At 60.9% G+C, this 21,351-nt stretch carries 27 protein-coding genes; 21 read left to right on the top strand and 6 right to left on the bottom strand.

Going from position 1 to position 21,351, the window contains the following annotated elements:
• Window positions 1–31 precede the first annotated feature (31 nt).
• On the bottom strand, window positions 32–334 hold the full coding sequence (locus HQL44_14710) for an STAS domain-containing protein (GenBank protein ID MBF0269834.1): 303 nt from the start codon (window positions 332–334) through the stop codon (window positions 32–34).
• Between the two features lie 354 nt (window positions 335–688).
• Here HQL44_14710 and HQL44_14705 point away from each other — a divergent pair, with 354 nt between their 5' ends.
• Complete coding sequence (locus tag HQL44_14705) at window positions 689–1,888, top strand: alpha/beta fold hydrolase (GenBank protein ID MBF0269833.1); 1,200 nt, start codon at window positions 689–691, stop codon at window positions 1,886–1,888.
• Between the two features lie 100 nt (window positions 1,889–1,988).
• Here the strand turns inward: HQL44_14705 and mtnA are convergent, their stop codons facing one another.
• The 5 genes from mtnA to petA all read right to left on the bottom strand — a co-directional run bounded on the left by mtnA (window position 1,989) and on the right by petA (window position 6,579).
• A complete protein-coding gene (mtnA, locus tag HQL44_14700) occupies window positions 1,989–3,074 on the bottom strand; it encodes an S-methyl-5-thioribose-1-phosphate isomerase (GenBank protein MBF0269832.1) in 1,086 nt (361 codons plus the stop codon).
• Window position 3,075: 1 nt separating this feature from the next.
• A complete protein-coding gene (locus HQL44_14695) occupies window positions 3,076–3,960 on the bottom strand; it encodes an S-methyl-5'-thioadenosine phosphorylase (GenBank protein MBF0269831.1) in 885 nt (294 codons plus the stop codon).
• Window positions 3,961–4,025: 65 nt separating this feature from the next.
• Window positions 4,026–4,784, bottom strand: coding sequence for a cytochrome c1 (locus HQL44_14690; protein ID MBF0269830.1), 759 nt, complete (start codon window positions 4,782–4,784; stop codon window positions 4,026–4,028).
• Window positions 4,784–6,001 carry a cytochrome b/b6 gene (locus HQL44_14685; protein MBF0269829.1) on the bottom strand — a complete coding sequence of 406 codons (1,218 nt, stop codon included), beginning with the start codon at window positions 5,999–6,001 and terminating at the stop codon, window positions 4,784–4,786. The genes HQL44_14690 and HQL44_14685 overlap by 1 nt, the downstream gene beginning before the upstream one ends.
• 20 nt (window positions 6,002–6,021) lie before the next feature.
• Complete coding sequence (gene petA, locus HQL44_14680) at window positions 6,022–6,579, bottom strand: ubiquinol-cytochrome c reductase iron-sulfur subunit (GenBank protein ID MBF0269828.1); 558 nt, start codon at window positions 6,577–6,579, stop codon at window positions 6,022–6,024.
• A 203-nt stretch (window positions 6,580–6,782) separates the two neighbouring features.
• Here petA and HQL44_14675 point away from each other — a divergent pair, with 203 nt between their 5' ends.
• From HQL44_14675 to HQL44_14580, 20 genes are all read left to right on the top strand, one after another.
• Window positions 6,783–7,280 (top strand): tRNA (cytidine(34)-2'-O)-methyltransferase, encoded by a 498-nt coding sequence (locus tag HQL44_14675; protein MBF0269827.1) that lies wholly within the window; start codon window positions 6,783–6,785, stop codon window positions 7,278–7,280.
• The gene (gene mobB / locus HQL44_14670; GenBank protein ID MBF0269826.1) at window positions 7,277–7,777 is read left to right on the top strand and encodes a molybdopterin-guanine dinucleotide biosynthesis protein B; all 501 of its coding nucleotides are present in this window, start codon (window positions 7,277–7,279) and stop codon (window positions 7,775–7,777) included. The genes HQL44_14675 and mobB overlap by 4 nt, the downstream gene beginning before the upstream one ends.
• A gap of 10 nt (window positions 7,778–7,787) precedes the next feature.
• Complete coding sequence (locus HQL44_14665) at window positions 7,788–9,278, top strand: carboxypeptidase M32 (protein MBF0269825.1); 1,491 nt, start codon at window positions 7,788–7,790, stop codon at window positions 9,276–9,278.
• Complete coding sequence (locus tag HQL44_14660) at window positions 9,275–10,111, top strand: dienelactone hydrolase family protein (GenBank protein ID MBF0269824.1); 837 nt, start codon at window positions 9,275–9,277, stop codon at window positions 10,109–10,111. The genes HQL44_14665 and HQL44_14660 overlap by 4 nt, the downstream gene beginning before the upstream one ends.
• Window positions 10,112–10,218: 107 nt before the next feature.
• Complete coding sequence (locus HQL44_14655) at window positions 10,219–10,977, top strand: sulfite exporter TauE/SafE family protein (protein ID MBF0269823.1); 759 nt, start codon at window positions 10,219–10,221, stop codon at window positions 10,975–10,977.
• Window positions 10,978–10,995: 18 nt separating this feature from the next.
• Window positions 10,996–11,625: an SCO family protein gene (locus tag HQL44_14650; GenBank protein MBF0269822.1), complete on the top strand. Its 630-nt coding sequence runs from the start codon at window positions 10,996–10,998 to the stop codon at window positions 11,623–11,625.
• A complete protein-coding gene (locus tag HQL44_14645) occupies window positions 11,622–12,941 on the top strand; it encodes a cobyrinate a,c-diamide synthase (GenBank protein MBF0269821.1) in 1,320 nt (439 codons plus the stop codon). Before HQL44_14650 ends, HQL44_14645 begins: the two co-directional genes overlap by 4 nt.
• A gap of 97 nt (window positions 12,942–13,038) precedes the next feature.
• Window positions 13,039–14,277, top strand: a complete 1,239-nt coding sequence (locus HQL44_14640; protein ID MBF0269820.1) for a polyhydroxyalkanoate depolymerase — start codon at window positions 13,039–13,041, stop codon at window positions 14,275–14,277.
• Window positions 14,234–14,695: a YcgN family cysteine cluster protein gene (locus tag HQL44_14635; GenBank protein ID MBF0269819.1), complete on the top strand. Its 462-nt coding sequence runs from the start codon at window positions 14,234–14,236 to the stop codon at window positions 14,693–14,695. The genes HQL44_14640 and HQL44_14635 overlap by 44 nt, the downstream gene beginning before the upstream one ends.
• Window positions 14,696–14,711: 16 nt before the next feature.
• Window positions 14,712–15,626, top strand: coding sequence for a dihydrodipicolinate synthase family protein (locus tag HQL44_14630; protein ID MBF0269818.1), 915 nt, complete (start codon window positions 14,712–14,714; stop codon window positions 15,624–15,626).
• Between the two features lie 89 nt (window positions 15,627–15,715).
• Window positions 15,716–16,336, top strand: a complete 621-nt coding sequence (locus HQL44_14625) for a M48 family metallopeptidase (GenBank protein MBF0269817.1) — start codon at window positions 15,716–15,718, stop codon at window positions 16,334–16,336.
• A 10-nt stretch (window positions 16,337–16,346) separates the two neighbouring features.
• Window positions 16,347–17,543: a multidrug effflux MFS transporter gene (locus HQL44_14620; protein ID MBF0269816.1), complete on the top strand. Its 1,197-nt coding sequence runs from the start codon at window positions 16,347–16,349 to the stop codon at window positions 17,541–17,543.
• Between the two features lie 117 nt (window positions 17,544–17,660).
• Window positions 17,661–17,855 carry a hypothetical protein gene (locus HQL44_14615; GenBank protein MBF0269815.1) on the top strand — a complete coding sequence of 65 codons (195 nt, stop codon included), beginning with the start codon at window positions 17,661–17,663 and terminating at the stop codon, window positions 17,853–17,855.
• A 31-nt stretch (window positions 17,856–17,886) separates the two neighbouring features.
• The gene (locus HQL44_14610) at window positions 17,887–18,411 is read left to right on the top strand and encodes a hypothetical protein (GenBank protein ID MBF0269814.1); all 525 of its coding nucleotides are present in this window, start codon (window positions 17,887–17,889) and stop codon (window positions 18,409–18,411) included.
• A gap of 96 nt (window positions 18,412–18,507) precedes the next feature.
• Complete coding sequence (locus HQL44_14605) at window positions 18,508–18,771, top strand: type II toxin-antitoxin system ParD family antitoxin (protein ID MBF0269813.1); 264 nt, start codon at window positions 18,508–18,510, stop codon at window positions 18,769–18,771.
• Window positions 18,764–18,952, top strand: a complete 189-nt coding sequence (locus tag HQL44_14600) for a type II toxin-antitoxin system RelE/ParE family toxin (protein MBF0269812.1) — start codon at window positions 18,764–18,766, stop codon at window positions 18,950–18,952. Before HQL44_14605 ends, HQL44_14600 begins: the two co-directional genes overlap by 8 nt.
• Window positions 18,930–19,055 carry a type II toxin-antitoxin system RelE/ParE family toxin gene (locus HQL44_14595; protein ID MBF0269811.1) on the top strand — a complete coding sequence of 42 codons (126 nt, stop codon included), beginning with the start codon at window positions 18,930–18,932 and terminating at the stop codon, window positions 19,053–19,055. Before HQL44_14600 ends, HQL44_14595 begins: the two co-directional genes overlap by 23 nt.
• A 311-nt stretch (window positions 19,056–19,366) precedes the next feature.
• Window positions 19,367–19,954 (top strand): toxin-activating lysine-acyltransferase, encoded by a 588-nt coding sequence (locus HQL44_14590; protein ID MBF0269810.1) that lies wholly within the window; start codon window positions 19,367–19,369, stop codon window positions 19,952–19,954.
• Window positions 19,954–21,183, top strand: a complete 1,230-nt coding sequence (locus HQL44_14585; protein MBF0269809.1) for a hypothetical protein — start codon at window positions 19,954–19,956, stop codon at window positions 21,181–21,183. The genes HQL44_14590 and HQL44_14585 overlap by 1 nt, the downstream gene beginning before the upstream one ends.
• Before the next feature lies 1 nt (window position 21,184).
• A complete protein-coding gene (locus HQL44_14580; GenBank protein ID MBF0269808.1) occupies window positions 21,185–21,334 on the top strand; it encodes a hypothetical protein in 150 nt (49 codons plus the stop codon).
• Window positions 21,335–21,351 lie beyond the last annotated feature (17 nt).

Below are 21,351 nucleotides of genomic sequence, written 5' to 3'. Positions count from 1 at the left end.
GCCATGTCCGGCTCTCGAACTTGAATCGTGTTTATTGGATCGTGAAAAGAACGCTGGCCTTGCTGATGGCGAACACCCGCTTCACTTCGCCTTGCGGGTTGCGCAAGACGAATTTGCCGTTTCGCTCCTTGGCCCTGTCGCGGGCGATCATCAACAGGCCCAGGCCGACGGAATCGATCGATTCCAGCGATTGCAGATCAACCACCAGATGAACGGCGTTCTGAGCCTCAAGCTCGTCTAACATGACGCGGAATTTTTCGTGGTCGTTGAAGGTCAGGCGACCCTTCAGAAAGACGGCCGTGCTGTCATTCTCTTTGGCAGTCGTATAGTCCATGGCGCAACTCCGCTCAATTTAGGACATGTCCGACCCTTCCCGACGACAGTGAACCATAATTGCCATCAAACTGGAACAGCAATAATTTATACCCCTTCAATTAGTTAATCTGCTTTCGCGATTGGGCCAATTAGGGGATAGTCGATGTCATGACCGGCAAGCCACCGCCCGAATCGCCCGACCTGCAAGACCTGGCCAAACGCTATCTCGAGCTTTGGAACCGGCAGATGAGCGGCATGGGCAACGATCCGGCCCTGGCCAAGGCGATGGCCGAGGCGCTGACCAACAGTTTCCAGGCCATGAGCCAAGGCATGGCCGTTTTCGCGCAAGGCGTCATGAAACCGGGAGAGGCACATGCCCCGCAATCCCCGCGCCCAAGGCCCCAGGCCGCTGATGCTGCATCTGGCGGCCCAGATGACAGGGCTGCTGACCTCGCTGGCCGCCTTGCCGCACTTGAAAAACGCATCGCCGTCCTTGAAAGGGCCGTTCTCAAGCCTGGCCCCGGAACTCGAAAGCGCAAACCCCGAGGCGCTGCGTAAGGCCGTTCAGGCCGAGGCTGAAAGCCAGATTCAGGATTTCCAGCAAGGCATCGCCGCTTGGCTGACCCATCCCTACCGCCGGTCATTGACCGATCCGCCTAGTCTGTGGGCCGAGGGCACGACGCGCTTGCTTGATTATGGGGGAACGGGACGCCTGGGCGCGGTTCTGCTGGTCCCATCGCTGGTCAACCGCGCCTATATTCTCGATCTCGCCCCTGGGCGCAGCTTGGCCCGTTTTCTGGCAGCGCAGGGGCACCGGGTTTTCCTGATCGATTGGGACGCGCCGGGCGAAAGCGAGCGGGCCTTCGGCTTAAGCGACTATATCGCGGGCAGGCTGGAGCGAGCGCTTCGGGAGTGCGCGCGCGCCCATGGCGGCAAGGTGGCGCTGGCGGGCTATTGCATGGGCGGTCTGCTGGCCCTTGCCCTGGCGCAGCGAAGGAGCGAGGCGGTTTCCAAATTGGCCCTGCTGGCCACGCCTTGGGATTTCCACGCAGGCAAAGCTGAACAGGCCATGCTGCTCAACAGCCTGAAACCCGGGCTGCAGCCTTTGCTGGACCGGCTGGGCGAATTGCCGCTGGACATGCTGCAAAGCCTGTTCGCCGCCCTCGATCCCGATCTGGCGGCGCGCAAATTCCGCGCTTTTGCCCATCTGGACCCGTCGTCGCCGCAGGCTCGGTCCTTCGTGGCTTTGGAAGATTGGGTGAATGACGGCGTGCCGCTGACCCGCAAGGTGGCCGAGGAAACCCTGTTCGGCTGGTATGGCGACAACCGGCCTTTCAAAGGGACATGGGAGATCGCGGGCCGGGCCGTGAAGCCGCAGGAACTGGCCTGCCCGTCCCTGGTGATCGTGCCGGGGCAGGATCGCATCGTGCCGCCCGCTTCGGCCCGGGCCGTGATGGCGCAATTGCCCTTTGCCAACTTGGTCGAGCTTTCCGCCGGTCACATCGGCATGATGGTGGGCGGCGGGGCCGAAGAGAAACTGTACCGACCTTTATCCGATTGGCTGACGGGATAAGCATCTTTGAAGGCTCTGGATTTTTGTCACCCCCGGACTTGATCCGGGGGTCCATGTGGATGCCCGTGTCAAGCACGGGCATGACAAAATGGACAAGGGATCACCCGAACAATCCCTTAAGCCCCTCGGCGCTGGCCGCGCAGACGCCCTTTTCGGTGATCAGGGCCGTGACCAAACGGGCGGGGGTGACGTCGAAGGCGGGATTGGCGACCGGACTGCCCACCGGCGTCACCTGCACCTTCATGATCCGCCCGTCGTCGGCGCGCCCCTGCAGGTGGCTGACTTCCTCGCCGTTGCGCTCTTCAATCGGAATGCCCTGCACCCCGTCTTCCAGCGTCCAGTCGATGGTGGGGCTGGGCAGCGCCACGTAGAAAGGCACCTTGTTGTCGAAGGCCGCCAGGGCCTTCAGGTAGGTGCCGATCTTGTTGCAAACGTCGCCCCTTGCCGTGGTGCGGTCGGTGCCGACGATGCACAGATCGACCAAGCCATGCTGCATGTAATGGCCGCCCGCATTATCGACGATGACGGCATGCGACACGCCATGGCTTTTCAGCTCCCACGCCGTCAGGCTGGCCCCTTGGTTGCGAGGCCTGGTTTCGTCCACCCAGACATGGACGGGAATGCCCGCGTCATGCGCGGCATAGATGGGGGCGATGGCCGTGCCCCAATCCACCGTCGCCAGCCAGCCAGCGTTGCAGTGGGTCAGGATGTTGACCCGGCCCTGCCGTCCCTTGGCCTCCCAGGCCTTTTGGATCAGGGCCAGTCCGTTGCGCCCGATGGCGGCGTTGATTTCGACATCCTCATCGGCAATGGCGGCGGCTTCGGCCCAGGCGGCCTCGGGCCGCGCCCCCGGATGCACGGGCGTCAGGCGCTTCTTCATGCGATCCAAGGCCCAGCGCAGATTGATGGCGGTCGGGCGGGTTCCCAGCAGCGAGGCGTAGGAATTTTCCAGCCCTTCGTCGCTGGCATTGTGGTTCATCGCCAGCGCCATGCCATAGGCCGCCGTGGCGCCGATGAGAGGTGCGCCGCGCACCAGCATGTCCATGATGGCGTGCGCCGCCTCTTCCATGGTTTCCAGGCGCACGGTGACGAATTCGTGCGGCAGGCGCGTCTGGTCGATGATTTCCACGGCCTGACCGGCGGGGGCGGGCCAGATGGTGCGAAAGGGGGTGCCGTTGATTTTCATGCTACTTCCCCAGCACCCGTCCGGCCACGGCGTCCAGCTTGGCCAGCAGGCTGGCGTCTCGCTTGTCATGCGCGGTGATCAAGGCGTTGTCCAGCGCGTGGTCGCAGCCCTTGGGGCAGGCGGCGGGGCGATTTCTCAGCTTGGGAGCGATATTGCGCACCAGCGAGCGCGCCTTGTCGGCATTCTCCAGCAGCACCTTCACGATGGCCTCGACGCTGACATGGTCGTGATCGGGGTGCCAGCAGTCGAAATCGGTGACCATGGCGATGGTGGCGTAGCACATCTCGGCCTCGCGGGCCAATTTGGCTTCCGGCATGTTGGTCATGCCGATGACATGCGCCCCCCACGAGCGGTAAAGAATAGATTCGGCCAGGGTCGAGAATTGCGGGCCTTCCATCACCACATAGGTGCCGCCGCGCTGATGCGGGATGTTCAACTCCCTTAAGGAGTCCTGCGCGGCATCGCCCAGGCGTCCGCAGACCGGATGGCCAAGCCCGACATGGGCGACGCAGCCGGTGCCGAAGAAGGATTTGACGCGGGCGAAGCTGCGGTCGATGAACTGGTCGACGACGACGAAGGTGCCGGGCGGCAAATCCTCGCGCAGGCTGCCCACGGCGCTGACCGACAGGATGTCGGTGACGCCAGCGCGCTTCATGGCGTCGATATTGGCCTGATAGTTCAGTTCCGAGGGCGGGATGCGATGTCCGCGCCCATGGCGGGGCAGGAAGACCAGTCTTTGGCCGTCAAGCTCGGCGAACAGCAATTCGTCGGATGGCTCGCCCCAGGGGGTGTCGATGCGCTTCCAGACGGGATTGCTCAGGCCCGGAATGTCGTAAACGCCGCTGCCGCCGATGATGCCGAGAACTGTTTCCTTCATGTCCGTCATGCTCCAGAAAAGAAAAAGGCCGCCTGGGTTGCCCCGGCGGCCTAATCCTTACACGAAAATAAAAATTAATGCACGTCCGCCCAGATCTTGCGCTTAAGGGCGTAGAACAGGCCGGTCAGCACCAGCAAGAACAGCATGACCTTCAGGCCCATGCCCTTGCGGGCGTCCATTTCAGGCTCGGCTGCCCAGTTCAGGAAGGACACGACGTCCTTGGCGATCTGGTCGGCGCTGGCCTTGGTTCCATCGGCATAGGTGACCAGATCGTCGGAGATCGGGGGAGCCATGCCAATCTGGTTGCCAGCGAAGATCTTGTTGTAGTTCATGCCGTCGTTAAGGGTGAAACCCTCGGGCGTGTCGGCATAACCCATCAACAGGCTGTAGACATAGTCGGGACCGCCAACGCGCGCCTTGGTGATCAGCGACAGATCGGGCGGCAACGCGCCGTTGTTGGAGACGCGGGCGGCCTGATCGTTGGCGAAGGGCGGGATGTAATGGTCGGACAGCTTGCCCGGCCGGTTGAACATCTCGCCTTCGTCATTGGGGCCATCCTTGACCTCGCGCTCGCCGGCAACGGCTTTCGCTTCTTCTTCGGACAAGCCGATGACCTTCAGATTGCGATAGGCCACCAGCTTCAGTCCGTGGCAGTTGCTGCACACTTCGTGGAAGACCTGGAAGCCGCGCTTCAACTGGGCTTGGTCATAGGCGCCGAACACGCCGTCCCAGCTCCAGGACTGCTTGGTCAGGGGCGCGCCACCGGAAGCCAGGGCGGGCGTCGCGACAAGGCCGAAGGCAAGCGCTGCAGGAATAAGAACGGTGCGCAACATTATGCCTTCTCCTTCAGAACGCTGGCGCTGATGCTGGCAGGCAAAGCCAACGGCTTTTCCAGACGGCCCAGAAGCGGCAGCACGACGACAAGATGCAGGAAGTACCAAGCGGTGGCGGCTTGGCCGATCGGGATGTAGTGGCCTTCGGCAGGCTTGCCGCCGACCCAGCCCAGCACGACGCAGTCGATCAGGAACAGCCAGAAGAACCACTTGAAGACCGGACGGAAACGGCCGCTTTTCACCTTGCTGCTGTCCAGCCAGGGCAGGGCGAACAGCACGATGATGGCGCCGAACATGGCGATCACGCCGCCCAGCTTGTCGGGAATGGCGCGCAGGATGGCGTAGAAGGGCAGGAAGTACCATTCCGGCACGATATGCGTCGGCGTCACCATCGGGTTGGCCGGGATGTAGTTGTCCGGCTCGCCGAAGAAGTTGGGCGCGTAGAAGACGAAGCCCAGGAACACCAGCAGGAACACGCCCACACCGTACAGATCCTTGATCGTGTAGTAGGGGTGGAACGGGATGGTGTCCTGCGGCCCCTTGATCTCGATGCCAGAAGGGTTGCCGGATTTCGAGGTGTGCAGCGCGATCAGATGCAGGGCCACCAGGGCGAAGATCACGAAAGGCAGCAGATAGTGCAGCGAGAAGAAGCGGTTCAGCGTGGGATTGTCCACCGCGAAGCCGCCCCACAGCCAAGTGACGATGAAATCGCCGACCACGGGCACGGCCGAGAACAGGTTGGTGATCACGGTAGCGCCCCAGAAGCTCATCTGGCCCCAAGGCAGCACATAGCCCAGGAAGGCGGTCGCCATCATGGCCAGCAGGATCAAGAGGCCCAGCCACCACAGGATTTCGCGGGGCGCCTTGTAGGAGCCGTAATACATGCCGCGGAAGATATGGATGTAGACGCAGATGAAGAAGAACGAGGCGCCATTCATGTGCAGATAGCGCAGCAGCCAGCCGTAATTGACGTCGCGCATAATGCGTTCGACCGAATCGAAGGCCATGCTGACATGCGGCGTGTAGCTCATCGCCAGGAAGATGCCGGTCAGAATCATGATGACCAGCGCGAACAGGGCCAGCGAGCCGAAATTCCACCAGTAATTCAGATTTTTGGGCGTGGGATAGGAGGTCGTCGAATGTTCCAGCATGGTGAACAGCGGGAGACGCTCGTCGATCCACTTGATGATCTTGTTGTCGAAGGCAGGGGCGCTCATGAGCCTTTATCCTTTTTTCTTTAGCCGATACGGATCGAGGTATCGGTGAGGAAAGTGTATTTGGGAACGGGCAGGTTCAAAGGAGCGGGTCCCTTGCGGATGCGTCCCGACGTGTCGTAGTGCGAGCCATGGCAGGGGCAGAACCAGCCGCCGAAGTCGCCCTTGGGGTCGGCCGCCTTCTGGCCCAGCGGGATGCAGCCCAGATGGGTGCAGACGCCGATCAGAACCAGCCATTCAGCCTTCTGAACGCGGTCCTTGTCGTCTTTGGGGTCGCGCAGGTCGGCCATCGGCGTCTCGGCGGCCAGCTTGATCTCGTCGGCCGTGCGGTGGCGCACGAAAACCGGCTTGCCTTGCCAAGTCACGGTGATGGACATGCCCTCGGCCACCTTCGACAGATCGACTTCGGTGGTCGACAGGGCCAAAGTGTCGGCGGCGGGGTTCATGCTGTGCACGAACGGCCACAGCGCCAAAGCGGTGCCCACGGCGCCCACGGCCGACGTGGCGATCAGGAGGAAGTCGCGGCGCGATTCGCCCTGGCTGGAGCCGCTGGGGGCGGCGGAATTGGATTGAGACGACATCTGTTTCCCTCGGTCTAAAGTCTTGCCGCAAGGGTCGGGTCTTGACCCAGGGACAAAGGCTTGCTTAACCCTGTTATGTCTCGGGATCACCCGAAAACAACGAAACGCTCCCCAACGGCCATCACTCCCCTTCTGGCCGCTGCGGATTTCGGAAGGCTCCTATACCCGAAGCGGGTAGGTTTGAAAAGGCTGAAATATAAGAAATGGGCGCTATATCACAATTCCCTAAAGAAAAGATCGGCTTGCGGCTGGCCTTGTTTGAACCCGACATTCCACAAAATGCGGGGGCCATTCTCAGGCTGGCGGCCTGCCTGGGTGCGGGGGTGGATCTGATCGAGCCTTTCGGTTTTTTATGGGATGATAAGAAGTTAAGGCGGGCTGGGATGGATTATCTGGACCGCGTTCAGTTGACGCGCCACGCCTCCTGGTCCGCCTTCGAGGCTTGGCGAGGGGCGAACGGGGGGCGGCTGGTCCTGTTCACGACCAAGGGGGCCGTTTCCCTGCCGCAAGCCCGATTCGAGCCGGGCGACATCTTGCTGTTCGGTTCGGAAAGCCGGGGCGTTTCCGACGGCGCGCATCAGGCGGCTGGGCTTCGGGTATCGATTCCCCTGCTGGTGGGCGAGCGCTCGATCAATGTCGCCCAGGCGGCGGCAATCGGCCTCTATACGGCTTTGGCGCAGCTTGATAGGCTGCCCGCATGAAGATTTTCGGCATTGTCGGTTCCAGCGGCAGCGGCAAGACGACCCTGCTCAAACGCCTGATTCCCGAGCTGGTCGCTCGCGGATTGCGCCTCGCCACGGTCAAGCATTCGCATCACGGCGCTTCGGCGGATCAGCCGGGAGATATCGGGTTCGAAGCCAGAAGGGCCGGGGCGGTGGCCAGCCTGATGGCGGGGCCGGAACGTTGGATAAGGGTGGAGATCCGTTCGCCGGTCGAAGAGCCGGGACTGGATGAGCTGCTGGCCAAATTGTCGCAAGCCGACCTCGTGCTGATCGAGGGGTTCAAGCGTTATCCGCACGCCAAGATCGAGGTGTTTCGGCCCTTGCATGGCCGGGCGCCCCTGTGGCCCGACGATCCGTCGGTGGTGGCGGTGGCCAGCGACGCTGCGGTGCTTCCCGCCCTGGATCGTCCCTTATTGTCCTTGGAAGATGTGGCCGGGATGGCTATGTTCCTGATGACGCACCCAGGAACGCAATAAGCGAAAAACAATGCCCCAAAATGCCTACCAGAAGCTGGAGACGCTGTTTTCGCGTCTGCTGCGCATCGAGGACGCTATCGCCATTCTGCAATGGGATGGCGCTGTGATGATGCCCGAAGGCGGCGCTTCGGCCAGGGCCGAGGAAATCGCCACGCTTAAGGGGGTGCATCACAAGCTGTTGGCCGCACCCCAGGTGGCGGCGCTGATCCGCAAGGCGGACCAATTGGAACTGAACGGCTGGCAGCGCGCCAATCTGGGCGAAATGTCGCGCCAATGGATTCACGCCCGCGCCGTGCCCGCCCGCCTGATCGAAGCCTTGGCCCGCGCCACCTCGGCATGCGAGATCGTCTGGCGCGAAGCTAGGGCCAAGGGCGATTTCAAGCTGGTGAAAAAGCCCCTGGAAAAGGTGATGTCCTTGACCAGGGAGGCGGGACAGGCCAAGGCCGAGCCTTTGGGGGTGACGCCCTACGAAGCGCTGATGGATTTGTACGAGCCGCAGGCCCGCGAAACCAGGATCGAGGATTTGTTCGCCGATCTGGAAGAGTTCATCGCCGCCACCTTGCCCTTGGTGCTGGAACGCCAGGGCGCTGCGCCGCCAGAACCAACCGCCAATGTTGCGCAAGCGAGTCAGAAGGCGTTGGGACGCCGCCTGATGGGCGTCATCGGCTTTGATTTCAATAAAGGCCGGTTGGACGAAAGCGCCCATCCCTTCTCGGGCGGCACGCCTTATGACGTGCGCATCACCACGCGCTACGACGAAGCAGAACCTCTGAAATCCCTGATGGGGGTGGCGCACGAAACCGGCCATGCGCTTTATGAAATGAACCTGCCCAAGGATTGGCGTCATCAGCCGGTAGGTCGCGCCAGGGGCATGGCGCTGCATGAAAGCCAGTCTCTGATCGTTGAGATGCAGGCCTGCCGCTCGCGCGCCTTCGCCAATTTTCTGGCGCCCTTGCTGGGCGAGGCGTTAGGCGGCAGTTGGGACGCCAAGGCGCTGCGTAGGAAACTTGCCTGGGTGAAACCCGGATTCATCCGCGTCGATGCCGACGAACTGACCTATTCCGCCCATGTCATCCTGCGTTTCAGGCTTGAGCGCGCCATGATCCGCGGCGACCTGAAAGTGGCCGACCTGCCCGGCGCTTGGAATCAATGCATGACCCGCTTATTGGGCATCGTGCCGCCTTCGGACCGCGAAGGCTGTTTGCAAGACATTCACTGGTACGACGGCGCCATCGGCTATTTCCCCAGCTATACGCTGGGAGCGCTGTCGGCGGCTCAGATTTTCGCCGCCGCCGAAAGCGCCGCGCCCGGTCTTCGCCTTGGTTTGGAAAATGGCGATTTTCAGCCCTTGATGGGTTGGCTGAAGGAGAACATCCACAGCCAAGGCTGTTTCGGCTCGACCGACGACATCTTGAAACGGGCAACCGGCGCGCCTCTGTCCGCAGCCGCCTTCAAGGCGCATATCAAGCGGCGCTATCTGAACGGCAGGAACGCCGAATGACCCCGGGATTTCGGCAGGGGACGGCGGCGTTTCTTCTGGCCCTGTTCCTGAGCCTGCCAACCCTGGCTGGCGAACGTCAGGAACGGCTGCAAATTCCCCTTCCCGCCAACCAAAATGGCGAAACGGTCTTTCTGGAGGGGCTCTTGCGGATGCCGGACGGGCAAGGGCCGTTTCCGCTGGCCATCCTCAATCACGGAACGGGCGCTCGGGCCAAATCGCAAAAGCCCGAGGATCTCGACTTTCTCGCCCGCTGGTTTCTTGATCGCGGCTGGGCGGCCGCCATGGTCATGCGCCGTTCGTTCGGCAAGTCGGGCGGCATGTATGTCGAAGCCTATTCCTGTCCGAATCCGGATTACTTGAAGGCGGGACAGAAAGGGGCCGAGGATATTCAAGCCAGCGTTTTGCATCTGCGAGCCATTCCCGGCATCGACAGTGAGCGGATTGTTTTGGTCGGGCAGTCTTCGGGCGGCTGGGCGGTGCTGGCGGCTTCGGCGGAAGCGATCCCTGGGGTGCGAGGTGCCGTCAGTTTCGCAGGGGGGCGGGGCGGCAATCCGAAGGGGGATCGCAACTGTCCGCCGGAAGAAAATCTGGTCGAGGCCGGACGCAGCTTCGGGCGAAACGCCAAAATGCCGTCCCTGTGGATTTACGCCGCCAACGACAATCTGACGCCGATTGATTTGATGCGCCGGGTTCAAGAGGCCTATGCCCAGGGGGCTGGCGACAGCGTGCTTCGCTATTACGACGACCCAAGGGCGGGCGGACATTTCGTGCTGCGCCATCCAGACTATTGGGGCGCCGAGCTTGAAGCCTTTTTGGCCCGCGTTGCGAAGTGACGCGGATTGCCCTGCTTGCAAAAGACCCGACATTGTTGATCCAAGTCAACCAAGGCGCGTCAAACGTTGGGTTGAAGGGGTGAACATCGGGGGATATGCTCTGCGCCATGGATAGCGCGACACTATCGGCCCTTTTGCAATCGGGTCTTTCTTATTGCCATACCGCCATTTCCACAGATGGCGGGCTGATGGCCAGCTTGCTGCTGACCGGATTGGTCGGCGGCTTGACCCATTGCTCGGGCATGTGCGGTCCCTTCGCGCTGTCGCAGATGGCCGAGCGCATGAAGTCCTGTCCGGCCATGCAGATGCGAGAATGGCATCGCCTGTCGATGGCGTTGCTGTTGCCCTATCATCTGGGTCGCATGACCACCTACGGCCTGTTGGGGGCGGGTGCCGCCTTGCTGGCCGGATCGATCGGCGCCGCCACCGGATTGCGCTGGCTGTCGGCGGCGCTGCTGATTTTGGCCGCCCTTTTGTTCTTGGGATATGCGGTGCCGCGCCTGGGATTGATCAAGGCGGGCAATGGCGACAGCGCGTTGTTTCGCCGCCTGTCGGTTTTCGCCAAGCCTTTGTTCGCCGCCCCCACGGGATGGCGCGGCTATGCGCTGGGACTGATCCTGGGCTATATCCCCTGCGGCTTGGTTTGGGGGGCGTTGTCGGCGGCGGCGGCGTCCGGCTCGGCGCTGTCGGGCGCCATGGCGATGATGGGTTTTGCCGCGGGCACCGTGCCCGGCCTAGTGCTGGTGGCGGGGCTTGGTCAACTGGCGTCGCAACGCTGGGGCGGGCTGGTCCAGCGCGTGGCGCCGATGCTGTTGCTTCTGAATGCGGGCGTTCTGGCCGTTCTGGCCTGGCGTTTGATCGCTTAGCAGTTTATCGAGGGTGATATGGGCAAGATGAAAAAGCTGCCGCAGGGTTTGGGTCCTGTCTTGATTTTTGCGGCGACCCTGCTGATCGCTTTGGGGCTTGGGATCGGCATTCGCTATCTGCTGACCGGATCGGGGTCGGGAGGGGGGATTTCGGCCCCCGTGACCATCGGCGGGCCGTTCACCTTAAGCCATCCTTCGGGCAAGGAAGTGACGGACAAGACCTATCTGGGCAAATATCTGCTGGTCTATTTCGGCTACACCTATTGCCCCGACGTGTGCCCCACCTCGCTGGGCACGATGGCCGAGGCGCTGGGCAAGATCGGCAAGGACAAGGCGGCGAAGATCAAGCCCATCTTCATTTCCGTCGATCCCGAGCGCGACACCAAGGAACGTTTGGCCGATTACGGCGAAGCCTTCTATCCCGGCATGGATGCGCTGACCGGCACGCCTGAACAGGTGCTTGCCGCCGCCAAACAGTACCGGGTCTATTTTGCCAGGGTGAAGGCCGAGGATGCCGAAGTCGGCTATTTGATCGATCATTCGGCGCTGTTGTATCTGATGGGGCCGGACGGAAAATTCATCCGCCACTTCTCGCATGGCACGCAAGCCGCCGAGATGGCGGCCGCCCTGGAAGAAAGCGTGAAGTGACGCAAGGAACCGGCCTTATCCTGGCCGCTCCGTCTACCGGTTCAGGCAAGACGACGATAACGCTTGGGCTGCTGCGCGCCTATCGGCGCAGGGGCTTGGCCGTCGCTCCCGCCAAGGCGGGGCCTGATTACATCGATCCGGCTTTTCACGCCAAGGCGTCGGGGCGCGTCTGTTTCAATCTGGATGGTTGGGCCATGCGCCCCGAGCGACTGGCCGGGTTGATCGGCGAAGCGGCGCATCAGGCGGACTTCATTCTAGCCGAAGGCGTGATGGGCTTGTTTGATGGCGCCAATGTCGCGGATGGTCCGGATGGGTCCACGGCGGATTTGGCCGCTCTGACCGGCTGGCCAGTAATTCTGGTTTTGGATGTCAGCCGCATGGGCGCTTCGGCGGGCGCCGTGCTCAAGGGCTTCGCCAGCTATCGAAGCGATGTGCGGCTGGCGGGCGTGATCTTGAACCGGGTCAGCGGCGAGGGGCATCAGGCCATGGTCGAACGGGCTTGTCGCAAGGCTTGTCCAGATATGGCAATCCTGGGAGCCTTGCCGCGCATCGAGGCGCTAAGCCTGCCCAGCCGCCATCTGGGATTGGTGCAGGCGGCGGAACATCCCGACCTGGAAAGCGCCATCGAACGGGCCGCCGATTTGATGGAGCGATATGTCGATCTGGACGGGCTGGCGGCGCTGGCCCAAGGCACTGGCCTGCGGGGATGTTTCGAAGCGCCGTTGCCGGTCTTGGGGCAACGTATTGCGATCGCCAAAGACGCGGCCTTCGCCTTCGCCTATCCCGCCATTCTCGAAGGATGGCGACGGCTGGGGGCAGAGCTTTCCTTCTTTTCGCCCCTGGCCGGAGAAGGGCCAAGCAAGGCTGCGGACGCGGTCTATCTTCCCGGCGGCTACCCACAATTGAACGGCCCTGTTTTGTCGCAGGCGCAGGGATTCTTGCAAGGGATGAAAGCGGCGGCGGCGCGAGACGCCTGGATTTACGGCGAGTGCGGCGGATTCATGGCGCTGGGCCAGGCCATTGTCGACGCCGATGGGAAAAGCTACGCCATGGCGGGCTTGTTGCCCCTGGTCACCAGCTTTCAGAAGCGCCGTCTGCATCTGGGCTACCGCAAAATTCGCGGGTTGGCGGACACGCCGTTCGGAGCGGCGGGCGCCACATTCAGAGGCCATGAATTTCACTACGCCACCATCCAAAGCCAGGAAGAGGGCGCAAACGCTTTCGACGCCTGGGACGCCAAGGATGACCGCCTTTTGCCTATGGGGCTGATTCGGAACAGGGTTTTCGGCAGCTTCCTGCATCTGATCGGAAATTAATTATCGAGCGCTGAAGTTTTTCCGTTGCACTGCAACAAAGGCTTTCCCATCTCTTCCATAAATCGGTAATATAATGCCAAATTGGGCGAGGAAGCTGATGCTTTATTATCTTCACGAGATGCAACGGGCCGCCTTCACGCCGATGCGCGCCATGGCCGAGGCGCTGCAACAGGTCTACACCCATCCCTGGGTGCCTGTGGCCTATACGGGTTTCGGGCGCGCCGTGGCGGCGGGCTGCGAGATTCTGGAACGCTCCACCCGGCGCTATCCCAAGCCCAAATGGGGCCTGTCCCACACCATCATTGATGGCCAGTCGGTGGCGATCCAGGAAGAAATCGCCTGGTCCGAAAGCCCCTTTTGCCACCTGTTGCATTTCAAGCGTGATCTGCCCAAGAAGCGCAAGGACCCCAAGGTGCTGATGCTGGCGCCGCTGTCCGGCCATTACGCGACGCTGTTACGCGGCACGGTGGAAGCGATGTTGCCCAATCACGACATCTATATCTCGGATTGGATCGACGCCTGCACGGTGCCGCTGGACAAGGGCCGCTTCGATCTCGACGACTATGTCGACATGGTGATCGACTTCATCCGCTTTCTGGGGCCTGAAACCCATGTGATCGCCGTCTGTCAGCCATCGGTGCCGACCATGGCCGCCGTGGCCCTGATGGCGGCGATGAACGATCCCTGCCAGCCCCGCACCATGACCTTGATGGGCGGCCCCATCGACACCCGCCACAACATGACGCAGCCCAACAAGCTGGCGCAAAGCCGCTCGTTGTCCTGGTTCGAGCGCAACGTGGTGCATGTGGTGCCGATCAACCATCCCGGCCATGGGCGCCGGGTCTATCCCGGATTCTTGCAATTGTCGGGCTTCATGGCGATGAATCTGGATCGCCATGTCGATGCGCATGTGAAGCTGTTCAATCACATGGTCCAGGGCGACGGCGACGGCGTGACCGAGCACAAAACCTTTTACGACGAATATCTGTCGGTGATGGATTTGCCCGCCGACTATTATCTGCAAACCATCCATACGGTTTTCCAGGAACATCTGCTGCCCAAGGGCGAGTGGATCTCCAGGGGCAGGCGCGTCGACACGTCGGCCATCAAAAAGACCGCCCTGATGACCGTCGAGGGCGAGAAGGACGACATTTCCGCCGTCGGCCAGACTTGGGCTGCGCATCTGATTTGCGAGAATATTCCCGCCGAAATGCATCACCACCGCTTGCAAGAGAAGGTTGGCCATTACGGCATCTTCAACGGACGGCGCTGGCGCGAGGAGATCATGCCCGATGTCGCGGACTTCATCCGCCGCTTCGATCGCGTTCTGGCGTGACCGGTCGCTTTCGGACCTGACCAAGAAGGAATGGGAATCCCTGTGTGACGGCTGCGGATTGTGCTGCCTGCACAAGCTCGACTATACCCAAGATGGCGGCGGCATCGTTTACACCGAAGTGGCTTGCCGCTTGCTGGATGTCGAAAGCTGCCGTTGCATGCAGTACAAGGAACGTCGCCATTACGTGCCGGACTGCATTTCCTTGACCCCCAAGGGGCTGGCCTCCATCGCTTGGCTGCCCAAGTCCTGCGCCTATCGCCGCCTAAGCGAAGGCAAGGACTTGCCGCGCTGGCACCCGCTGGTGACCGGGGACGCCAATTCCGTGCATCGGGCCAAGGCGTCGGTGCGCGGGCGGGCCATTCCCGAAGCCAAGGCGGGCAATCTTTCCGATCATGAAGTAGACTGGCCCGAGATTTAAACGAAGGAGGCCTTGCATGACCGGTTTGGCGAAAGGCGTTTGGGCGGCGGCGCTGACGCCCCTGGATGCAAATCTGGCCCCGGACGTTGCGGCGCTGGCCGATCATTGCCGTTGGCTGCTGGCGAACGGTTGCGACGGCTTGGCGGTTCTGGGCACCACCGGCGAAGCCAATTCCTTTTCCGTGTCGGAGCGCTTGGCGATCCTGGATGGTTTGGCCGAGGCGGGCATTCCGGGGGCCAATCTGGTTCCCGGCACCGGCTGCTGCGCTTTTCCAGATACGGTGGCGCTGACCAAGCGGGCCATCGAATTGGGCGCTTTGGGCGTGCTGACCTTGCCGCCCTTCTATTACAAGAACGTCGCCGAGGATGGCGTCTTCGCCTCTTACGCCCGCGTGATCGAGGAGGTGGGCGATTCCCGCCTGCGCCTTTACCTCTACCATTTCCCGAAATTGTCGGGCGTGCCCATCACCCACAGCCTGATCGAACGTTTGATGAAGGCCTATCCGGGAACGATTGCCGGATTGAAGGACAGCGCTGGCCAGCTTGACCACACGCTCTCGCTAATCAAGGACTTTCCCGAATTGGCGATCATGGCGGGTTATGACGATGGTTTGTTGCCGGTTCTAAGGGCGGGCGGCGCTGGATGCATCACCGCTTGCGCCAATATCGCCTCGCGGCTGGCAAGCGACGTGGTCAGGTCGCTTGGCGATCCGGCGCTGGCCGAGCAAGCGCAGGCAAGGCTTACGGGGGTGCGCCGCGTCATGGAAGGCATGCCGATGATCGCCGCCATGAAGGAATTGCTGGCGCGTCATTGCGGCAAGGATGGCTGGCGGCGGGTCCGCCCGCCGCAGGTCGATCTTTCCAAGGACAAGGCCGACGCCTTGGCCGCACAGCTTGCGGCCATCGGTTTTTCCCTAGCACCTGTCGACTGATGGCTTTGCGGGCGCAACCACCAGCCGATGTCCTGCTGGGCGGCAAGACGTTGCCGCTGGAAGTGACGCGCCGCAAGGGTGCGGTCAACATGACCTTGCGCCTTGATCCGATCAGCGAGACGGTGCGTCTGGTTCTGCCTTACCGGGTGGCGCTGTCCGAGGGGATGGCCTTCGTGGAAAGCCGAAGGGGCTGGCTGCAACAGCATCTTGAGCGTTTGCCGCCCCGCATCCCCTTTGCCCATAATCAGGAAATTCCCATTCTGGGGGTTCATCACCGGATCGAACATGCGCCCGAAGCCAAGCGCGGCGTTTGGATCGAAGGGGGAGCGGTCTTCGTGTCCGGAAAGCCCGAATATCTGGCTAGGCGGCTGCGCGATTTTCTGAAAGAGCGGGCGCGCCAGGAAATTTCCAGCGCGGCGCAAGACAAGTCGCGCCAGATTGCCGCCAAACTTGGCCGCATCACGCTGAAAGACACCAAGGGGCGCTGGGGAAGCTGCACGCCCTATGGCGATCTGGCTTTTTCCTGGCGCTTGGTGCTTGCGCCCGCCCATGTGCTTGATTACGTGGTGGCCCATGAAGTGGCGCATCTGCAAGAATTGAATCATTCGGCCCGCTTCTGGCGATTGGTCGCCCGCTTGACCGAGCATACGGCGGAATCCAAATCCTGGCTGCGCCGCCACGGGGCCGGTCTGCATCGTTACGGTTCGTGAAAGGCATCTTGTGCGACTGGAAGCAAAATCGAAGGGGCTGGCGGTTCTTCTGACCGCCCTGGTGGCGATTGGTCCGGTTTCGACCGATCTGTATCTGCCCTCGCTGCCCGCCGTCATGCGGGCCTTCAACGCCGATGTGGCCTCGGCGCAGTTGACGCTCAGCGCCTTCATGGCCGGTTTCGGGGTGATGATGCTGGTGTACGGCCCGCTCTCCGATCGCTTTGGCCGCCGCCCCGTCTTGCTGGCGGGCATGCTGCTCTACAGCCTGGCCAGCATTTTCTGTCTGTTCGCCCCCACCATCGACATGCTGATTCTGGGCCGTTTCCTGCAAGCCTTGGGGGCGTCCTGCGGCCCGGTTCTGGGACGCGCCGTGGTGCGCGACGTCTATGGGCGCGAAGGCTCGGCCCGCGTTCTGTCCTACATGGCGTCGGCGATGGCGCTGGCTCCGGCGGCGGCTCCGATTCTGGGCGGCTTTTTAGAAACCCTGTTCGGATGGCGCTCGAACTTCATCGCCCTCATGGGGTTTGGCGGCGCCATGCTGCTGGCCTTGTTTGCGTTGCTGCCGGAAACCAATCAGCATCGCGACCAGGAAGCCCTAGCGCCGCACCGCCTGTTGGGCAATTTGCTGTCTTTGCTGAAGAACCGCCGCTTCATGGGCTATACGCTGACCATGAGCTTTTCCTTCGCCGCCTTGTTCTCTTTCATCTCGGGGTCGTCCTTTGTGCTGATCGACGTGCTGGGCGTCGCCCCCGGCAATTTCGGCTTTTGTTTTGCCGCCGTGGTGGCGGGCTATATGGGCGGGTCGCTGACGGCGGGCCGCTTCACCTTGCGCCTGGGATTGGATCGCATGATCGGCCTGGGCGCCTTGCTGGGAGCCGGGGCCGGGCTGCTGCTGACCGGTCTGGCGATTTGGGGTCCGGCTCATTGGGCCGGGGTGGTGGCGCCGGTCAGTCTTCTCTTCTTCTCGGTCGGATTGGTGCTGCCCAACGCCAGCGCCGGGGCGATCGGGCCTTTTCCCCAGATGGCGGGGGCGGCCTCGTCGCTGCTGGGGTTTCTTCAGACCGGCTTGGGCGCTTTGGCGGGCGCACTGACCGGGCATCTGCATGACGGGACGGCCCTGCCGATGGCCCTCATCATCCTGGCCATGGCCTTCGCCTGCCCGATGGCCTATGGGCTGCTGATCGCCAGGGATAGATCGAATCGTTAAGATTTTTGCTTGCACAAGCAATATTTAGTAGCCAGCCTTCGCGAAACTCCTGTATATCTTGCGAATCGGACTCGGGGAAACCGAGTCGCGACTCGGGCTATAGGGGATATTAGGGCAATGCGGAACCTGTCCATTACGGTGAACGAGGAGATCGGGCAGCGCCTGGAAGCCTTGGCGGATCAGACGGGCAACACAGTCGACGGCTGCGTCATGATCGCCCTTCAAGAATTCCTGGAAGGGTGGGAAGATTACGTGCGCATGGTGGCGGTGATCCACCAGGGCGAGGCGCGGCCATCACTGGGTACGGTTTGATCGGCCGACCCTGTCGGGGGGTTCAGGGGACATGGCTGAAGAACTAGACCTGGATGGCATTCCCGAAGAGGAACTGGGGTCGTTCCTGGAATGGCGCCAGAAAGTCAGCGGCGCCAACATCAACCCGCAAACCTTGCTGGCCACCGACTATCTGAATCACTTCAACGAAATCGTCATGATGCTCGAGATGCTTCCCGATTGTCCGGAATGCATCGAGGAAGCCAAGGAATGGCATCCCAAGACCTATCCCGAACATTTCCAGGATTCCGGATTCAAGGACAAGGAATTGGCCATCGAGGCCTACAATCATGTCCCCAGCAAATTCCGCAGGCCCTTCGAGCAGGCGGTCGAGCAGATGAACCGCTTGGTTCAAACAACCATTTCACGCTTCGAAGCCGCGATGACCGACGGGCGCTCGCCCGACGAGGAACGAATTTTCGTTTCGGAGGCCACGCAACTGCTGCAACGGCTGGGCGAACTGACCAGCGCCATCATCCATGGCAGCACCAAGGCGATGGACCAGGAAGAAATCGACATTCTTCTGGGCGAGCATTAAGCCCAATTCCCTGCATTTCCCTGTCGCCCACCCTTGGCGTTGCCCACAAATGCGCCCATCTGTTAGGCTATCCTCGCCTTCATGAGGAAAAACGACATGTCCATCACGCTCGCCCCCCTGCTTGAACAGCTTGTTAACGACAAGGTGCGATCAGGCGCGTACCGCTCGCCGGAAGAGGTTTTGCATGAAGCCCTGCACCTGCTTGACGAGCGGGAGCGCAGGCTTTCGGCTCTACGGGCGGACATCCAGCTTGGTCTTGATCTGGCGGAGCAGGGCGACGTTGCTCCGTTGGACATGGAGGCGCTGATCGGAGCGCTTCGCGCCAAACATGAAACCACGAATCCGGCCAAACATGGCTAAGGTTGAACGGACTTCTCTTGCAGAATCCGACCTTGCGGATATTTTCATGTACATCGCCGAAGACAATCTGCTCGCGGCGGAAAAGATGCTGCGCTCTATCGGCGCGAAGTGCGACCTCTTGGCGGACAAGCCGGGCATGGGACGTGAGCGCCCCGAGCTTGGCATCGGCGTACATACATAGTTTTCCTGTCGGCAACTACACCATCTTCTACAAGCAAACCGGAACAGGCATTGTCGTGCTGCGCGTCCTGCATGGCGCACGCGACATCAGCGCAGCTTTCTGAAAATTACCCGCGAAAGCCTTTGTCACTAGGCAGAATTGGGGCCGCGAATTGGAGGATTGTGGTCAGCGCTGAATCGACTCTGACCCCAATTTTCCCAATTTTCAACCGAAACATAAGCGCGATTCTAGAAGTATCCTAATACGAGAAATTGCAATTGACTCATCTGGGGCTTTGTCTAGAGTTTCAATCCAGCTTATCAAACAAAAGCAAGCCTACCTGCGGGACCATGAATGCGCTGAAAAGAGGGGCCTTATTCCGAATGGAATAGGCGATCTCTGGCGGTTGAGCATGTGTTCATCAGGGGGATCGGCATGTCCGGCAAGGCTAGTTCAAAAAATAAATCCGCCAAGCCCACCCAACTGCCTGCCAAATCCAATCTGGCGGCGGCGCAGGCCAGCGAACAACCCTCTACCACTGTTACCGATGCGGGCCTGAAGCCAGAGGCCCCTACGCAACAGCGCCAACCCAACGGCCCCGCAGAAGTGCTGGGCGATGTGGTGTGGCTGATGAGCCATTCGCCCGGCCACAAGCATCTGTTCATCAGCGACATGGATTGGTTGGTTATGCCGCCGGTGATGCACAAACAGTTCCGCCTGTTCAAGGACGGCGACAAGCCCTTCGCCTTCGTCACCTGGGCGCTGCTGGACGAGGAGGCCGAGAAACGCATCCTTTCGGGCCAGGTGCGCCTGCGCCCCACCGACTGGCGCAGCGGAAGCAAACTGTGGCTGATCGACATCGTCGCCCCCTTCGGCGGGCAAGATGGCGTGCTGAAGCACTTGAAGCAGACCTTGTTCAAAGACCAGCCGCTGCTGGCGCTTCGCCCCGGCGAGAATGGCCAGGGTTATGTGGCAGGGGAAGTGAAGGTGACGGAGAAGACCATGGGGAAGACGGAAAGCTGATGCACAACCAACGCAACCCGACAAGAGATGCCACGGCCAATATATCGGTCTGTGTCGGTCGCGCGCTGCGCGGCGGATGGCGCTTTGTTACGCATCAAGTCAGGTGGCTTGCAGGCGCATGCGTCGTGTTTATCTGCTTTTTCTTCGTTCCTGCTACGTCAGCCGACGAGACGCCTAAACGAATTATCGAGGACGTATCGTTCGAGACCATCGAAACGGGGCTGGAGATAATGTCGTGCTGCTTATCCTCGCCTACCGATGACGCTGGAGTTTGGCTGACTGACGACCTGTTACTGTTGAACGTGTTGCGCGATGTGCCAAACGCGAACAGAAATAGGCTTGAGCAGGTAGTGGTGTTCAATCTAACGACCAGAAGCACAACGCAGCTGGTTGCCGAAGGAAGATTCAATTGCTGGGACGAGGAAACGGAAGTTGCTGCAATAGGCCCCGGATATGAGAATCAAAAACTTATCCGTTCACAATACAAATATGTTCGGCTGACCAAGGAAGGAAAGATATCCGAACTATCCGAACAACCACCTTTTGAACCTGCCATGTGTATTTTGCCCAATAAGGAAGAAAGATTTACAGGAATTCCGGGTTTCAAAAGTGGCGCGGGGGCATTTTTCAGAGATAAGGACGGTTACATTTCCTATTTACCCTTGGATGGCAGCAAGCCAAAGCCGACGGACTATGCCGTATGGGCGCGGCCAAACAAGCCGCCCATGAAACTTCCCATCCTGCGTGAAGAAATTGACGGCGGAAGGGCAAGGTACCTGGCCTTCTCCGGACAATATCTTTTGAACCACTGGGATAGCCAGTCGAGTGCCAGAACCAATCGCGTCATGAACCCGATGTATTGGGGCGACCGGCCCTATGATCTGACGCCATACCGCCTGCTGTCCCTGGACGGCACGATCACTGAAATACCTTATCCGAAGATACTTTGGGACTACGGCGTTAAAACCTTCGACACGCTTTTGCCGACAAAGGCAGGAATCATGATCGAAGCCTTGGGCCGGCCAAGGCAGGAAAATGGCCTGTTGCTTCTTCAGGGCGAAAAGCTGCTGCGTTTTTGGGGGAAAAAGCGTTTGTTCGTAACGACGGAAGGCATGTCAGGAACAGTTTTATCCCCCGATGGCTGCAAGATCGCCTTTTACCGCTACGCCGACTGGAAAGTGGATACCCACAAGTACATAACCATCATCAACCTGTGCAAGAGGGTCTGACATGGCCGATCCAACAACCATTGATCTGAACGCCAATAATGCCGAGTTGCAACGGGCGGCTTGGACGGCGATGGATCAGACCTATGGCCAATCCGAGGTGCTGCAAGGGAAAATGGGGTCAGAGTCACTGCTGTCCCACAGGGTTTGTTGAATCGGTTCAAAGGGCTA

It is taken from the genome of Alphaproteobacteria bacterium (genome assembly GCA_015231795.1).
Taxonomy (GTDB): Bacteria; Pseudomonadota; Alphaproteobacteria; order Rhodospirillales; family WMHbin7; genus WMHbin7.
This window is presented reverse-complemented; position numbering and strand designations above follow the sequence as displayed.

Bases quoted from the DNA above. Each gene is read 5' to 3' on its own strand.
- HQL44_14710 (MBF0269834.1), bottom strand. From the start codon at position 334: ATGGACTATACGACTGCCAAAGAGAATGACAGCACGGCCGTCTTTCTG.
- HQL44_14705 (MBF0269833.1), top strand. From the start codon at position 689: ATGCCCCGCAATCCCCGCGCCCAAGGCCCCAGGCCGCTGATGCTGCAT.
- mtnA (MBF0269832.1), bottom strand. From the start codon at position 3,074: ATGAAAATCAACGGCACCCCCTTTCGCACCATCTGGCCCGCCCCCGCC.
- HQL44_14695 (MBF0269831.1), bottom strand. From the start codon at position 3,960: ATGACGGACATGAAGGAAACAGTTCTCGGCATCATCGGCGGCAGCGGC.
- HQL44_14690 (MBF0269830.1), bottom strand. From the start codon at position 4,784: ATGTTGCGCACCGTTCTTATTCCTGCAGCGCTTGCCTTCGGCCTTGTC.
- HQL44_14685 (MBF0269829.1), bottom strand. From the start codon at position 6,001: ATGAGCGCCCCTGCCTTCGACAACAAGATCATCAAGTGGATCGACGAG.
- petA (MBF0269828.1), bottom strand. From the start codon at position 6,579: ATGTCGTCTCAATCCAATTCCGCCGCCCCCAGCGGCTCCAGCCAGGGC.
- HQL44_14675 (MBF0269827.1), top strand. From the start codon at position 6,783: ATGGGCGCTATATCACAATTCCCTAAAGAAAAGATCGGCTTGCGGCTG.
- mobB (MBF0269826.1), top strand. From the start codon at position 7,277: ATGAAGATTTTCGGCATTGTCGGTTCCAGCGGCAGCGGCAAGACGACC.
- HQL44_14665 (MBF0269825.1), top strand. From the start codon at position 7,788: ATGCCCCAAAATGCCTACCAGAAGCTGGAGACGCTGTTTTCGCGTCTG.
- HQL44_14660 (MBF0269824.1), top strand. From the start codon at position 9,275: ATGACCCCGGGATTTCGGCAGGGGACGGCGGCGTTTCTTCTGGCCCTG.
- HQL44_14655 (MBF0269823.1), top strand. From the start codon at position 10,219: ATGGATAGCGCGACACTATCGGCCCTTTTGCAATCGGGTCTTTCTTAT.
- HQL44_14650 (MBF0269822.1), top strand. From the start codon at position 10,996: ATGGGCAAGATGAAAAAGCTGCCGCAGGGTTTGGGTCCTGTCTTGATT.
- HQL44_14640 (MBF0269820.1), top strand. From the start codon at position 13,039: ATGCTTTATTATCTTCACGAGATGCAACGGGCCGCCTTCACGCCGATG.
- HQL44_14635 (MBF0269819.1), top strand. From the start codon at position 14,234: ATGTCGCGGACTTCATCCGCCGCTTCGATCGCGTTCTGGCGTGACCGG.
- HQL44_14630 (MBF0269818.1), top strand. From the start codon at position 14,712: ATGACCGGTTTGGCGAAAGGCGTTTGGGCGGCGGCGCTGACGCCCCTG.
- HQL44_14625 (MBF0269817.1), top strand. From the start codon at position 15,716: ATGACCTTGCGCCTTGATCCGATCAGCGAGACGGTGCGTCTGGTTCTG.
- HQL44_14615 (MBF0269815.1), top strand. From the start codon at position 17,661: ATGCGGAACCTGTCCATTACGGTGAACGAGGAGATCGGGCAGCGCCTG.
- HQL44_14610 (MBF0269814.1), top strand. From the start codon at position 17,887: ATGGCTGAAGAACTAGACCTGGATGGCATTCCCGAAGAGGAACTGGGG.
- HQL44_14605 (MBF0269813.1), top strand. From the start codon at position 18,508: ATGTCCATCACGCTCGCCCCCCTGCTTGAACAGCTTGTTAACGACAAG.
- HQL44_14600 (MBF0269812.1), top strand. From the start codon at position 18,764: ATGGCTAAGGTTGAACGGACTTCTCTTGCAGAATCCGACCTTGCGGAT.
- HQL44_14590 (MBF0269810.1), top strand. From the start codon at position 19,367: ATGTCCGGCAAGGCTAGTTCAAAAAATAAATCCGCCAAGCCCACCCAA.
- HQL44_14585 (MBF0269809.1), top strand. From the start codon at position 19,954: ATGCACAACCAACGCAACCCGACAAGAGATGCCACGGCCAATATATCG.
- HQL44_14580 (MBF0269808.1), top strand. From the start codon at position 21,185: ATGGCCGATCCAACAACCATTGATCTGAACGCCAATAATGCCGAGTTG.